The 13634-nt window shown below is 69.6% G+C and carries 10 protein-coding genes; 5 read left to right on the plus strand and 5 right to left on the minus strand.

The genetic code is table 11. The features are described 5' to 3' along the window. The first annotated feature begins 1 nt into the window (after nucleotide 1). Together IMT31_RS12265 and hrpB are read left to right on the plus strand one after the other, a co-directional pair. Nucleotides 2-889 (plus strand): SDR family oxidoreductase, encoded by an 888-nt coding sequence (locus IMT31_RS12265; protein WP_345359497.1) that lies wholly within the window; start codon nucleotides 2-4, stop codon nucleotides 887-889. Nucleotides 890-916: 27 nt separating this feature from the next. Further along, on the plus strand, nucleotides 917-3655 hold the full coding sequence (hrpB, locus tag IMT31_RS12270; RefSeq protein ID WP_413542960.1) for an ATP-dependent helicase HrpB: 2739 nt from the start codon (nucleotides 917-919) through the stop codon (nucleotides 3653-3655). Between the two features lie 60 nt (nucleotides 3656-3715). Here hrpB and IMT31_RS12275 read toward each other — a convergent pair whose 3' ends face one another. Further along, nucleotides 3716-4354, minus strand: a complete 639-nt coding sequence (locus IMT31_RS12275) for an MBL fold metallo-hydrolase (RefSeq protein ID WP_413542961.1) — start codon at nucleotides 4352-4354, stop codon at nucleotides 3716-3718. Between the two features lie 184 nt (nucleotides 4355-4538). On the opposite strand from IMT31_RS12275, the gene IMT31_RS12280 reads away from it, so the two are divergent. Beyond that, nucleotides 4539-5117, plus strand: coding sequence for a hypothetical protein (locus IMT31_RS12280; RefSeq protein ID WP_413542962.1), 579 nt, complete (start codon nucleotides 4539-4541; stop codon nucleotides 5115-5117). Continuing rightward, nucleotides 5114-6700 (plus strand): GMC family oxidoreductase, encoded by a 1587-nt coding sequence (locus IMT31_RS12285; RefSeq protein ID WP_413542963.1) that lies wholly within the window; start codon nucleotides 5114-5116, stop codon nucleotides 6698-6700. The genes IMT31_RS12280 and IMT31_RS12285 overlap by 4 nt, the downstream gene beginning before the upstream one ends. 68 nt (nucleotides 6701-6768) lie before the next feature. Here the strand turns inward: IMT31_RS12285 and IMT31_RS12290 are convergent, their stop codons facing one another. Both IMT31_RS12290 and IMT31_RS12295 read right to left on the minus strand, forming a co-directional pair. Beyond that, the gene (locus tag IMT31_RS12290; RefSeq protein WP_413542964.1) at nucleotides 6769-7578 is read right to left on the minus strand and encodes an IclR family transcriptional regulator; all 810 of its coding nucleotides are present in this window, start codon (nucleotides 7576-7578) and stop codon (nucleotides 6769-6771) included. Between the two features lie 94 nt (nucleotides 7579-7672). Then, entirely contained in the window at nucleotides 7673-7993 is a 321-nt protein-coding gene (locus IMT31_RS12295) for a putative quinol monooxygenase (protein WP_413542965.1), read from the minus strand. Nucleotides 7994-8186: 193 nt separating this feature from the next. Here IMT31_RS12295 and IMT31_RS12300 point away from each other — a divergent pair, with 193 nt between their 5' ends. Then, on the plus strand, nucleotides 8187-11024 hold the full coding sequence (locus IMT31_RS12300) for an FAD-binding and (Fe-S)-binding domain-containing protein (RefSeq protein WP_413542966.1): 2838 nt from the start codon (nucleotides 8187-8189) through the stop codon (nucleotides 11022-11024). Here the strand turns inward: IMT31_RS12300 and IMT31_RS12305 are convergent. Together IMT31_RS12305 and IMT31_RS12310 are read right to left on the minus strand one after the other, a co-directional pair. Next, complete coding sequence (locus tag IMT31_RS12305) at nucleotides 11016-12002, minus strand: DUF2332 domain-containing protein (RefSeq protein ID WP_413542967.1); 987 nt, start codon at nucleotides 12000-12002, stop codon at nucleotides 11016-11018. The genes IMT31_RS12300 and IMT31_RS12305 overlap by 9 nt on opposite strands. 2 nt (nucleotides 12003-12004) lie before the next feature. After that, nucleotides 12005-13522 carry a glutamate--cysteine ligase gene (locus IMT31_RS12310; RefSeq protein ID WP_413542968.1) on the minus strand — a complete coding sequence of 506 codons (1518 nt, stop codon included), beginning with the start codon at nucleotides 13520-13522 and terminating at the stop codon, nucleotides 12005-12007. Nucleotides 13523-13634 lie beyond the last annotated feature (112 nt).

Here is a 13634-nt window from a genome sequence, read left to right on the forward strand (position 1 = left end):
CATGAGCGAATTCCTGCAGAACCCCGTCACCCAGTTCCCGAAGGTCTCCCCGCCGGAGCAGGACCAGCCAGAACCCGGACTGGACGTGAAGACCGACCCCGTGCCGGACATCGGCTTGGACTCCTACCGGGGCCGGGAGCGTCTGGTGGGACGCAAGGCCCTCGTGACCGGCGGAGACTCCGGCATCGGAGCCGCCGTGGCCATTGCCTACGCCCGGGAGGGGGCGGATGTGGCGATCGCCTACCTGCCCGCCGAGGAGGAGGACGCCCGGCGCGTGGTGGCGGCCATCGAGGAGGCCGGCCGCCACGCTGTCGCACTGCCCGGGGACCTCTTGGACCGGAGCTACCGCGAGTCCGTGGTGGATACGGCCGCTGAGCGGCTCGGCGGACTGGACATCCTGGTCAACAACGCCGGCAAGCAACTCATCAGTGAGTCCCTGGAGGAGCTGACGGACGAACAGGTGGAGCAGACCTTCCAGATCAACATCCTGTCCATGTTCACTCTCTCGCGGGCCGCCCTGCGCCACATGCGCCCCGGCTCGGCCATCGTCAACACCACCTCGGTCCAGGCCTATGAGCCGAACCCGATGATCCTCGACTACGCGGCCACCAAGGCGGCCATCAACAATTTCACCAAGGGCCTGGCGCAACAGGTGGGGGAGCGGGGCATCCGCGTGAACGCCGTGGCCCCCGGCCCCGTGTGGACCGTCCTGCAGGTCTCGGACGGCCAGCCGAAGGACAAACTGCCCGTCTTCGGGCACAACACCCCGCTCGGCCGGGCCGGCCAGCCGGCGGAGATGGCCCCGGCCTATGTCTTCCTGGCCTCGGCCGAGTCCAGCTATGTCACGGGTGACACCCTCAATGCCAATGGGGGGACACCCACGCCGTGATCTGGGGGCACGGGCCACAATGGAGGGATGACGTCCTCCTCCCGGCCCGGCCCCTTCGACCTCGACCGGCTGAGTGCAGGGTTGGTCTTCGCCACGTCCCTGCCGCAGTTGCGCCAGGCCCTGACCGAGTCGCGACTGGCGGTGGTGCAGGCGCCGCCCGGCACCGGTAAGACCACGCTCGTGCCACCGGCGGCCGCGAACCTGCTGCACGCTGCTGCCAGCGGACCGGGAGGACGGGTCGTGGTCACGCAGCCGCGCCGAGTGGCAGCCCGTGCGGCCGCCCGCCGGCTCGCGGACCTGGACGGCTCCGGCATCGGGGACCGGTCCGGTTACGTGGTGCGGGGCGAGCGGAAGGCGGACCAGCAGACGCTGGTGGAGTTCGTGACCCCTGGTGTGCTCGTCAACCGGCTGCTGGCTGATCCCGAGTTGGCCGGCACCGGCGCCGTGATCCTGGACGAGGTGCACGAACGGGATCTCGAGACCGATCTGTTGTTCGGCATGCTCGGGGAGGTCGCGCAGCTGCGGCCCGAACTGCTGTTGGTGGCCATGTCCGCGACCCTGGACGCGGAGTCCTTTGCCGCCCGGCTGGGGGAGGGCACCGGCCGTCCGGGGCCCGCGCCGGTGGTGGACTGCCCCTCCGCCCTGCACCCCGTTCAGGTGCGGTACCTCCCCGCCCCCGACCGCCGCCAGGACCTGCACGGTGTGACCCGGGACTTCCTGGACCACGTGGCGCACAGCGCGGCACAGGCCCACGCCGAGGTCCTCGCCACCGAGCCGGACACGGACGCCCTGGTCTTCCTGCCCGGAGCGCGGGAGGTCACCGAGGTGGCCGCTCGGCTGGGGTCCCTGGCCCCGGAGACGGAGGTGCTGCCCCTGCACGGGCAGCTCCCGGCCGCCGAGCAGGACCGCGCGATCGGCGGGCGGGACCCGTCAGACCCTGCGCCCCGGCCCAGGATCATCGTGTCCACCTCCCTGGCAGAGTCCTCCCTGACGGTGCCCGGGGTGCGGCTGGTGATCGATTCCGGGCTGGCCCGCGAACCCCGCAGGGACAGCGGCCGGGGCATGACGGGGCTGGTCACGGTGGCCTGCGCCCAGGCGTCCGCCGAGCAGCGGGCGGGCCGAGCCGGGCGCCTCGGCCCCGGCCTGGTGGTGCGCTGCTATGACCGCACCACCTACGGGTCCGCGCCGTCCCACGCGACTCCCGCCGCCGCAGTCGCCGACCTGACGGGTGCAGCTCTCGTGCTGGCTTGCTGGGGAGCACCCGGGGGCACGGGGCTGGTGCTGCCGGAGCCGCTGCCGGAGGCCTCCCTGGCCGAGGCGCTGGAGACGCTCACCGCGCTGGATGCCATCGATTCCGCCGGCCGCGCCACTGACCACGGCCGCCGCCTCGCCGCGATCCCTGCCGAGCCACGGTTGGCCCGTGCACTGCTCGACGGCGGCCGGCTCGTGGGTGTCCGGACCTCCGCCGAGGTGGTGGCACTGGTCTCCTCCGATGTGCGGCCCGAGGCAGCCGACCTGACCGTGTCCCTGCGCCGGCTGCGTGCGGCGGCTCGCGGCGACGCCGAGGCCGGTCGGTGGCGCCGCGAGACCGAGCGCTTCGAGCGGCTGACCGGCCGCACCGGTCCGGTGAACCAGGGGGACACCCGGGTGCCGCGGGAGTCGGAGGTGGGCGCCGTCGTCGGACTCGCCTGGCCCGAGCGTCTGGCGCGGCGGGTGCCAGACACCGCCGGGGCCGGTGGTGGGGCACCGGGCGGGGTCTACCTGCTCGCCTCCGGGACCCGGGCCGCGCTGCCGCCGGGCAGCACACTGGCCGGGGAGGAATGGTTGGCCGTGGCAGACGTCTCGCGCGCCGAGGGGAGGGCCGCCGCCGGCACGGGAGCCGTGATCCGGGCCGCGGCCCCCGTGGAGACCGACTTGGCCGAACAACTTGCCGGACCCCTCTATCGGGACCAGAGGACCGCTTCGTGGCAGGACAACCGGGTGGTCGGCCGGGCCGTCCGGGCGGTGGGGGCGATCACCCTGTCCGAGACTCCTGTGGCGCCTGACCGCGAGTCCGGCCGGGCCGCCGTCGTACGGCTGCTGGCCGAGGCGGGCCCCGAGGCGATCGGCCTGACCGCCGAGTCCAGTCCCGCCGCCGATGCGATGCGCCGCCGACTGAACCTGCTGCGCCGGACCCTGGGGGAGCCGTGGCCCGGCATGTCCTCGGCGGCGCTCGCGGCCCGCTGGGAGGACTGGCTCGCCCCCGAGGTGGAGAAACTGGCCCGCGGGACGAAGGCCGGTTCACTGGATCTGGCCTCGGCTCTGCGGCGGCTGCTGCCGTGGCCCGAGGCGGTGCGGTTGGACGAGCTGGTGCCCGAGCGGCTGCCCGTGCCCAGCGGCCGCACGGCGCGGATCGACTACCCGGCCGTGGAATCGTTGGCCGACGGTGCTGCTGACACCTCCGGTCCTGACGCCTCCGGCCCCGGCGCGGGCACCCCGGTGGTGGCGGTCAAGCTCCAGGAGTGCTTCGGGCTGGCTGAGACCCCGCGGCTGGTGGACGGGCGGGTTCCGGTGGTCTTCCACCTGCTCTCCCCGGCGGGCCGGCCCCTGGCCGTGACCGGCGATCTCGCGTCGTTCTGGTCCGGTCCGTACGCCCAGGTCAGGGCGGAGATGCGTGGACGTTACCCCAAGCACCCCTGGCCCGAGGACCCGTGGACGGCGCCTGCCACGGCGAGGACGAAGGGGGCGCAGGTCAGGCCGCAGCAGGGGAGCCGTCCACCGCGTTGAACAGGTGCATGCATGAGGCTGCGGCCTCACCGGTCCATGGACGCCAGGTCCGATGGTCGGTTACCAGCCGCGCTCGCGCCATTCTTCAAGGTGTGGGCGTTCGGCACCCAGCGTGGTTCCCTTCCCGTGGCCAGGGTGCACGATGGTGTCGTCGGGCATCACGTTGAAGATTCGTGCGGTGACGTCATCGATGAGCGAGGTGAAGCGCTCCGGGTCTTCGAACGTGTTGCCGATGCCTCCGGGGAACAAGGAGTCCCCGGTGAACAGATGGTCGGGACCGGTCGGGTCTTGGTAGAGCAATGCTACGGATCCGGGGGTATGCCCGCGGAGTTTGATGACTTCCAACTCCAGACCTCCACCCGCGTCGAGTGGGCCTGATTCCAGTGGTAGGTCTGTCGGTATCTCGATGTCTGGCGCGTCTTCGGTACCGGCTGCCGTGGCCGCTCCGGTGTACTCGGTGATCTCGGCCAGGGCGCGGACGTGGTCCCAGTGTGAGTGCGTGGTCACCAGAATTGACACCCTGGGCTCCCGCGCTGCGTCGGCGCCTGCTTCGACGAGCATGGACCGGATCGCCTCAGGATCGTCGGCCGCGTCGATGAGCACCTGATGGCCCGAGAGTTTGTGGGTGAGCAGGTATACGTTGTTGTCCGTTTCGCTCACGGAGATGCTGCGGATGGTGATCTGGTCGAGGTCAATCATGACCGCAGGTTAGCGTCCTCATCTGGCGGGCCCCGCCCGTTCTCACCAGCCGATAATGAACATTGGCGTCCATGTGATGTGCGGCACAGACTGCTCTCAAGGCCTCCCGGACCGGGGCGCGGCGCCGCCGTGCAGACCGGGCCCCGTGGCCGTGATCAGACCGCTACGACCCGAGGTGACAACAATGGTGTTCCCTGCAAAATACTCGGAGCTCAACGCCCTGGAACTGTCTGAGGAGGCGCGCCGGATCCTGACCCGGATCATCCGGGTCGCGTTCCCGCACCCGGACTTCCCGGACGGACCCTATGAACGGATGACGCAGAAGATCATTGACGCTTCTGAGGAGTCCCGCTGGTTCCGGATGGCCTTGACCCAGGGTCTGATGACTCTGGATACGCTCACCGAGGAGCACTTTCTGGACCTGCCCGAGGATCGGGCGTTGGCTGTGCTCAAGCGAATCGCCGACCTCGAGTTCTTCGGCTTCATCCGCCGCACGACCGTCCTGAACCTCTACGACGACCCAGAGGTTCACACAGCGCTGGGCTACGAGGGCGAGTCGTTCTCCCAGGGCGGCTACCTCTACCGCGGCTTCAACGACCTGACCTGGTTGCCCGAGCCGCGCATCGAGGAATGTGGGGTTGAGGTGACCGAGATCGGCCCGCTGCCCTATGCCGTCGCCCCTGCCGCCCCGGAGGACGGCGTCCAATCCGTGGACCACTTGTTCAAGGGCACCAACACAGTCGAAGGAGCGATGACGCGATGAGCACCCAGGAGAGGTCGGCCAGAATCGACCACGACGACAGTTCCGCCGTTGTCATCGTCGGCTCCGGCGCCGGGGGAGGAACCCTGGCCCACGAACTGGTCGAGAAGGGCATCAAGGTTGTCCTGCTCGAGGCCGGGCCGTATCTGCGGAACGAGGACTACCATCAGGACGAGTGGGCAGCCTTCAACCAGATGGCCTGGCTGGACCCACGCACCACGTCCGGCACGTTTCGCCTCGCCCAGGATTTCCCGAACCTGCCGACGTGGATCGTCAAGGCCGTCGGCGGCACCACCACCCACTGGTCCGGGGCCACCCCGCGGTTCAAGGCCCATGAGTTCACCACCCGCACCACGTATGGGCGGGTCGACGGGGCCAACCTGCTGGACTGGCCGATCACACTGGCCGATCTGGAGCCCTACTATGACCGGGCCGAGAAGAAGATGGGCAGTACTCATCGGCATGGGCGGGCGCCCCTACCGGCCAACAACAATTACAAGGTGCTCGCCAACGGGGCCGAACGCCTGGGCTACCGGCATTATGCGACCGGGCCCTACGCCACCAACGCCGAGCCCTATGACGGCCGCCCGGCCTCGATCCAGGACGGATTCAACTTCCAGGGAGACAAGAACGGGTCCAAATGGTCGATCATGGTCTCGGAGATCCCGAAGTCTCTGCGCACGGGCCTGCTTGACCTGCGTCCGGAATCCCAGGCGGTACAGATCACGCATACCCCCGAGGGGCGTGCTGACGGTGTGCTCTACGTCGACTCCGAGGGGAACCTGCACCGGCAGAAGGCTCGTGTCGTCGCTGTGGCCGGGAACGCCATCGAGACGCCGCGGCTGTTGATGCTCTCGTCCTCGCCACTCTTCCCGGATGGGCTGGCCAATTCCTCGGGTCAAGTGGGCCGGAACTACATGCGTCACACCACTGGGTCGGTGTACGCCCAGTTCGACCATCCGGTGAACATGTACCGGGGCGAGACCATGGCTGGGCTGATCGCCGATGAGTCCCGGCACGACGTCGACCGCGGATTCGTCGGCGGATACTACCTGGACATGATCTCGCTGGGGCCGGCCTTCCTGGCCAGCTTCATCGATCCGGGCTCGTGGGGGCCGGATTTCACGGCGCTCCTCGACGGGTACGTCAATACCGCCGGACTGTGGATCACGGGGGAGGACATGCCCCAGGAGTCGAACCGGATCACGTTGAACACCACCGTGACCGACCGACTGGGCCTCCCGGTACCCAACGTGCACTTCGACGACCACGCGAATGACGTGGCCATGCGCGAGCATGCCTACCAACAGGCCTCGCTACTCTACGAGGCGGTGGGGGCCACGTCCTCTCATCGGACACCGCCGTACCCGTCCACCCACAACCTTGGCACCGCTCGGATGAGCACGCGGCCAGAGGACGGGGTCGTCAACGGGTTCGGGCAGGCCCACGATGTGCCGAATCTGTTCATCTCCGACGGGTCTCAGTTCACCACCGGTGCCGCGGCGAACCCGACGCTGACGATCGTGGCGTTGGCTATTCGCCAGGCAGAGTACATCGCCGAGCAGATGGCGGCCTCCGCCGTCTGACAGGCCGTGACACCACGGCGGGGCCCGCACTCTGTGGGCCCCGCCGTGGTGCCTTCGCACGATCCAACCTAGAGCTGCCCCGCGCTGGGCTGACCCGGGAGCATGCGGGTGCCGCGCAGTGCCCGGCCGACCCTGCCGGCAGCGTCACGCAGTAGTACGGCGATCTCGGCTGAACGAGCGGAGAAGTTGGCAGGGTCCATGGAGACCGCAACCGAGCCGATGGTCTGGCCGGCGGCGGTGGTGACCGGGGCGGCCATACAAGAGGCGCCCCGGATGAACTCCTCCCGCTCGACGGCAATGCCCGTCTCGGCGACCCGGCGCAGCTCGGCCGCCGGCCCGGCGGCGCTCGTGATCGTTGCCCCCGTCATCGCCGGCTGTCCGTGCCGCTCCAGATAGGTCTCGCGCCGGTCCAGGTCCATGGCGGCCAGCAGCACCTTGCCGAATGCGGTGGCGTGGGCGGCGTCATTGAAGCCGAACCCCATGGGGGTGATCCGCGGCCGGGTCGGAGAGTCGACCACGTGGGCGACGACGATGTCCTCACCGCGGTGCACGGCATAGTAGGCGGCAGCGTCGGCGCGCACATGCAACTCACGGACCAGCCGGGCCACGGCCGGCGGCGTGCCGACCTGACGGCGCAGCGACGTGTCCAGGGCGTGGAGCTTGTAGCCCAGTCCGTACCGGGACTCATCCTTGAGGTGGACCAGGTGCTCGGAGGAGACCAGAGTCTTCAGCATCCGGTAGACCGTCGGCAGCGGCATATCCAGGGCGGCCGCGATCTCCTTGGCCGTCATCCCCCGACTGTGGCCGGCCACCACGTCCAGTAGGGCGAAGGCCTTCTGCACGGAGGCCAGCCCGGCCAATGCTTCATTCTGTGCCATACAACTATCTTGCCTGCTCACCTCGAGACGCCCCATCTTAAGACGGCTGCGGCCGGACACCCCGTCGGGGTCCGGCCGCAGACGGCGAGGAGACTCAGGCGATCGCGAGCTCGCCCATGCGGTCCCAGGCGTTGCCCTCGATCTGGCGGCTGATGATCTGCGGCGTCTCGACCAGCGCCTGCGACATCTCCTGCATCGCCCGCTGGAAGTGCTCGCTGGTCACATGGGCCTCGGCCGCGTCATCCTCGAAGGCCTCGACCAGGACGAACTCGTTCGGGTTCTCCACGCTGCGAGACCAGTCGAACCACAGGTTCCCCGGCTCGTTCCGGGCGTCCTCGGTGAAGGAGCGGGTCAGGTCCAGCCAGCGTTCGGACCATTCGGGTTTGACGTTGAATTTGACGACGATGAAGATCACGGAGAGGGCCCTTTCGGTCGGTAGCCGCCACTGCGGACAGGACGGTCTGGATGCTGTCCCGCCAGTCTCTCCCCGAGTACCGGGGCAGGACCAACGCCCGTTATCGCTGGGCGATAACGATCGCAGACTCCTTGCCACCCCCGTCCGTACGCTGAACTCCAGACCCCACCCCCGCACAGAAGGGCGGCCCAGCATGCTGCAGAGCCTCCAGGAGGCCGTCGCCGATCCGACCCAGGTGAGCACCCGCGCCCTCGACCGACACGCCACTGCCCACGACGCCTCGCATTTCCTGCTGATCCCGCAGGCCGTCGTCACGGCCGGCAATGCCGGCGAGGTCGGCGCTCTGATGCGAGCCAGCGCCGCCCAAGGAGTGCCACTGACCTTGCGCTCCGGAGGCACCAGTCTCAGCGGGCAAGCCGTGTCCGACGGCGTCCTGGTGGACGTTCGGAAGAACTTCCGTGACATCGAAGTGCTCGACGACGGCTCCCGCGTCCGGGTCCGGCCCGGAGCAACCGTGCGAGCCGTCAATGCCCGACTGGCCCGTCATGGGCGCCGCCTCGGCCCCGACCCTGCCTCCGAAGTGGCCTGCACGATCGGCGGGGTGGTCGCCAACAATTCCTCGGGCATGAACTGCGGGACCACCGAGAACACCTACCAGACCCTGGAATCCATGACCCTGGTACTGCCCTCCGGCACCGTCATCGACACCGGGGCGCCCGAGGCCGACGCGACCCTGCGCCGTCTGGAACCGGACCTGCACGAGGGCCTGGCCCAGCTCGCCACCCGTGTCCGCTCCCACCCGGCCTCCGTCGCCACCGTTCGCCACCAGTTCTCCATGAAGAACACCATGGGGTACGGGCTGAACTCGCTGCTGGACTTCGACACCCCCGTGGAGATGCTGGCCCACCTGGCCATCGGCAGCGAGGGAACCCTCGGGTTCGTTGCCGAGGCCGTCTTCCGCACCGTGCCTCGTCCCACTCACACCGCCACCGGGCTGCTGGTCTTCCCTGATCTGCACGCCGCCAATGACGCCCTGCCCGGTCTGGTCGAGACCGGTGCGGCCACCGTGGAACTGCTCGACGCCACCTCCCTGCGTGTCGGTCAGCGGCTCAAGGGAACCCCCGACGCAGTGGCCGGATTGGACGTCCACGAGCACGCCGCCCTGCTCGTGGAGTACTCCGCAACCGCCGCCGCCGAGCTCGAGGAGCTGCGGCGCCGAGGGGACGCCGCGCTGAAGGGGAACGAGCTGGCCGCCCCGGCCAGCTTCACCACGGATTCCACCACTCGGGCCGGCCTGTGGCACCTGCGCAAGGGGCTCTACGCCTCCATTGCCGGGGCACGCCCCCAGGGCACGACGGCGCTGTTGGAAGACATCGTGGTCCCCGTGCCCGTTCTGGGGCGCACCTGCGCGCAGCTGGTCGGCCTGTTCGACCGGTACGACTACCGCGACAGCGTCATCTTTGGCCATGCCAAGGATGGGAACGTGCACTTCATGCTCACCGACGGCTTCGCGAGCGGTGCCGAACTGGAGCGCTATAGCGCCTTCACCGAGGACATGGTCAGCCTGGTGCTCGGGGAGGGCGGGTCGCTCAAGGCGGAACACGGCACCGGCCGGGTCATGGCACCATACGTCCGGCGTCAGTACGGAGACGAGCTCTACGCGGTGATGCGCCGCATCAAGGACCTCTGCGATCCCACCGGGGTGCTCAACCCCGGGGTGGTGCTCGACGACGACCCGCAGGCTCACCTGCGCCACCTCAAGACCATCATCCCACCGGTGGCCGAGGAGGTCGACCGCTGCGTCTCCTGTGGCTACTGCGAACCGGTCTGTCCCAGCAAGGACATCACGCTCACCCCCCGCCAGCGCATCGTGACCCTGCGCGCCATCGAGACGGCCCGCCAATCCGGGGACGAGGCACTGGCCCGAGAACTCGAACGCGACTACGACTACGCCTCGGTGCAGACCTGCGCCGTGGACGGGATGTGCCAGACCGCCTGCCCGGTGGACATCAACACCGGAGACCTGGTCAAGCGACTACGCCGCGACGACGCCGGGGCCACCGCGGAGGCCGGCTGGAACCTGGCAGCCCGCCACTGGGACGCCGTCACCCGCGTGGCCGGTCTGGGACTGGACGCCGCCGCCAAGCTTCCGGCCGGGGCCATCCGCCCGCCCAATCAGGCCGCACGAGCCGTGCTCGGGGCCGATACCGTCCCGCTGTACTCGCCCGAGTTGCCCACCGGCGGGGTCCAGCGCAGCCGGCCCGCGCCAGATGGCGACCCCGCTGCGGTCTACTTCCCGGCCTGCGTCTCGGCAATGTTCGGCCCGGCTGGTTCCGGACGGCCCGACGGCGGCACACCGGCAGGTGCCGGCGTGCAGGACAGCTTCCTGCAACTGGCCCGCAAGGCCGGAGTCCAGCTCTTGGTGCCCACCGGCATCGACGGGCTGTGCTGCGGAACTCCATGGTCCTCGAAGGGGATGGCGGCCGGGCAGGACACCATGCGGTCCCGTACTGCGGCGGCCCTGCGGGCGGCCACGAAGGGCGGCGAGCTGCCGATCGTGTGCGACGCGTCCTCCTGCACCGAGGGTCTGCGCCACGCCGTGGAGACCGATGTGCCACCGGCGGGGGAGCAGCCGCTGCACATCGTCGATGCCGTCGAATTCGCCGCGGAGCACCTCCTGCCGCGGCTGCCCGAGGGGGCCCGGCTTCCTTCGCTGGCCCTGCACCCGACCTGTTCCTCCACCCGAATGGGGATGAACGCGGCACTGACGGCGGTGGCGGAGGCCGTGGCCGAGCGGGTGGAGGTCCCCGAGGACTGGGGGTGCTGCGCCTTTGCCGGCGACCGCGGCATGCTCCACCCAGAGCTGACCGCCTCAGCCACGGAACGGCAGGCGCGGCAGGTCAAGGATCTCGGTGCGGCAACCCACGCCTCCTGCAACCGGACCTGCGAACTCGGAATGACCCGGGCCACCGGCCGGGACTACCACCATGTGCTGGAGCTTCTGAACGAGATCACTGGGGACCTAGCCTGAGATCTCCAGCCCGCTGACCGAGCGGCCATGCGGATTGGCCGTGGCTCGGGGAACACCGTCGACGGCGATGACGAACTCGCCTGTGGGAACGGATTGGGGAAGAGGGCGGAGCTGCGGGATGACCTGAGGCCCCTCGTTGCTGATCCAGTGCCCCGGCAGGCCGTTGACGAGGTCGACGAAACCAGTTCGGGCGGCCTGGTCGAGGTAGGCCAGCACCGCCGTGTGGAAGACGACCAGTGTGGCATCGGCCGGTGCCTCGGCGGCCAGTGCCGGCAGTGCCTCGTTGAGGTCGCCGGCGATGACGCGGGGTGGTTCACGGCGGGCGATGGCCAGGGCGGATCGGAGGCGCTCCCGGCGGCCTTCATGCCCGGGCCAGATGAGGGTCTCCAGCCAGGCGCAGTCCTCCGGATTCTTGACGTCCACGGGGCTGAGGTCGATCCCGGCCCGCCACGCGACCTCGGGAACAGCCCGTGGCGGGGCGGCCCCCGAGCCGAGGTGGCAGTCGACGACCACTTCTGACGGCCCGTCGGCGGGGTCGAGCCGGGTGCCGTCACTGTACCGGTAGGAGTAGCGGTCCGGCAGGAGGCAGAGACCAGCTGCGGCTCCCACCTCGATCAGGGCCAGGGGCTGGGGCAGCTCGGCCAGGAACGGCAACAGCACGGCGCACCGGGCCGCCTCGTTCGTCTGGGTGGATCGAGCCAGGATGGTCTCCCGGACGGCGTCCCATCGCTCCACCACGATGGACCGGAACGAGGCATAGGCACCGTCCGCTCCGTGGAGCCGGGCGGCCGCGAACACGAGGTTGGGCTGGCGCTTGGGGCGGGGCAGCCCGGCCACCAGCTCGAGCACCTCGGGATCCTCAGCGATGTCCCCTGCCCAGTCCTCGTAGATCTCGGAACTGCCGTGCGCCTCGATCCGGGCGAAGCGGCGGTAGACCTCTGCCGGGGCCATCTCTCCGCGGTGGACGTCAGGGTCCATGGTCAGGTCCTCTCCGGTTGGGGCAGCGGCCAGGTGTGCACCGGATCGCCTCCGCGCATGTGCTCCCCGTAGGTCTCCACCACACGGGCCAGCGCCTTGCCGCGGGGCAGTCCGGAGTCCTCGAAACGGGCCAGGGAGCGTGTCATCCAGGTGGACCCGTTCTGGCCGGTGCGGGTGCGTCCGGTGAGCACTGACAGGTAATGGTCCGCCACGCCGTCCTCCACCTCGAGCAGCTCGAGCCCGTGCCGGGCGGCCGGCAGCAGGTGCCGGTCCAGTAGTTCGGTGACGGGCAGATCCCCGTAACCGGGCCAGTACACGGAGGCGTTCAGCCCGTGCCGGGCGCACTCGTAGAAGTTGGTCCGGGCCACGGCGAAGGACATCCTCTCCCAGGGGTTCTCCTCCGTCTCCACGAGGTACTTGACCAAACCGAAGAAGAAGGCGGCATTGGCCACCATGTCCACCACCGTCGGCCCCGCCGGCAGCAGGCGGTTCTCCACCCTGAGGTTGGCCGGGAGCGCCGGCGAGGTTCCGGCGTCGTCCGTCTTCTCGTCCTTGCCGGGATCGTAGATCGGCCGGTTCCAGCGGTAGACGGTGCCGTTGTGCAGGAGCAGCTCGGCCAGCCTCGGGGCGCCCGCGGCGGTGCTGGAGACGTCGCCGGAGAGCTCCGGCAACAGGGCCGGGAAGAACGCGATGTTCTCCTCGAACAGGTCCTCGATCCCCTCCACCCACCGCTCCCCGAACCAGACGCGGGGGCGCACGCCCTGGCGGGCCAGCTCCGGGCCACGGGTGTCCGCAGCCTGCTGGAACACCGGGATGCGCGTCTCCGCCCACAACTGGCTGCCGAGGAACAGCGGCGAGTTGGCGGCCAGTGCCACCTGCGCCCCGGCGATGGACTGCGCCGCGTTCCACACCGGGCCGAACTGCTCGCGCGAGACCTCGAGATGCAGCTGCAGGGACGTGCAGGTGGACTCCGGGGCGATGTCCCGGGCGTAGTAGGAGAGGTGCTCGGGCCCGTCGATGTCAATGAGGATGTCCTCACCGCGGGCCTCGAGGATGGCCTCGTTCAGGGCGGTGAATCGGTTGCCCGTGCTGATCCAGCCCTCCCCGGACAGGTCATCCCCGCTGATGGTGGGCAGGATCCCGACGGCGAACAGGTGGGCCCCGGCGCGTTCGGCACGCTCGTCGGCGCGGTCCAGCTCGGCCTTGAGTGACTCCTCGAGCTCGGAGAGTCCCCGCCGGCGGATGGTCAGCGAAGGGTGGTTCAGCTCGATGTTGTACCGGCCCAGCTCCGTCTGGAACGCCGGGTTGTCGATCGCCGCCAGGACCTCTCGGTTCAGCGGGGCCGGTTGCGCCTGGCCATCCACGAGATTGAGCTCCAGCTCCAGGCCGATCCGCCCGGCGCCCGGGAACCCGTGGGCGGCCAGATAGTCCTTGAGCTCCTGCAGGGAGGACTCCAGGCGCTCGCGGTAGCGCGTCCGCTCGGAACGGGAGTAGGTACTCGACTCGACCTCGGTGCCCATGGGTGAAGCGTAAGGCATTCGACCCGCCGGGCCGGAGCCCTTGGGAAACACCCGCAACGGGAATAGGCTCACGTCACAGTGACTCGCATCACGACTCGCATCACGACTCGCA

Source organism: Citricoccus nitrophenolicus, from assembly GCF_047305825.1.
GTDB classification, from domain to species: Bacteria; Actinomycetota; Actinomycetes; order Actinomycetales; family Micrococcaceae; genus Citricoccus; species Citricoccus nitrophenolicus.

Bases quoted from the DNA above. Each gene is read 5' to 3' on its own strand.
- IMT31_RS12280 (WP_413542962.1), top strand. From the start codon at position 4,539: ATGGTGTTCCCTGCAAAATACTCGGAGCTCAACGCCCTGGAACTGTCT.
- IMT31_RS12285 (WP_413542963.1), top strand. From the start codon at position 5,114: ATGAGCACCCAGGAGAGGTCGGCCAGAATCGACCACGACGACAGTTCC.
- IMT31_RS12275 (WP_413542961.1), bottom strand. From the start codon at position 4,354: ATGATTGACCTCGACCAGATCACCATCCGCAGCATCTCCGTGAGCGAA.
- hrpB (WP_413542960.1), top strand. From the start codon at position 917: ATGACGTCCTCCTCCCGGCCCGGCCCCTTCGACCTCGACCGGCTGAGT.
- IMT31_RS12300 (WP_413542966.1), top strand. From the start codon at position 8,187: ATGCTGCAGAGCCTCCAGGAGGCCGTCGCCGATCCGACCCAGGTGAGC.
- IMT31_RS12310 (WP_413542968.1), bottom strand. From the start codon at position 13,522: ATGGGCACCGAGGTCGAGTCGAGTACCTACTCCCGTTCCGAGCGGACG.
- IMT31_RS12265 (WP_345359497.1), top strand. From the start codon at position 2: ATGAGCGAATTCCTGCAGAACCCCGTCACCCAGTTCCCGAAGGTCTCC.
- IMT31_RS12290 (WP_413542964.1), bottom strand. From the start codon at position 7,578: ATGGCACAGAATGAAGCATTGGCCGGGCTGGCCTCCGTGCAGAAGGCC.
- IMT31_RS12305 (WP_413542967.1), bottom strand. From the start codon at position 12,002: ATGGACCCTGACGTCCACCGCGGAGAGATGGCCCCGGCAGAGGTCTAC.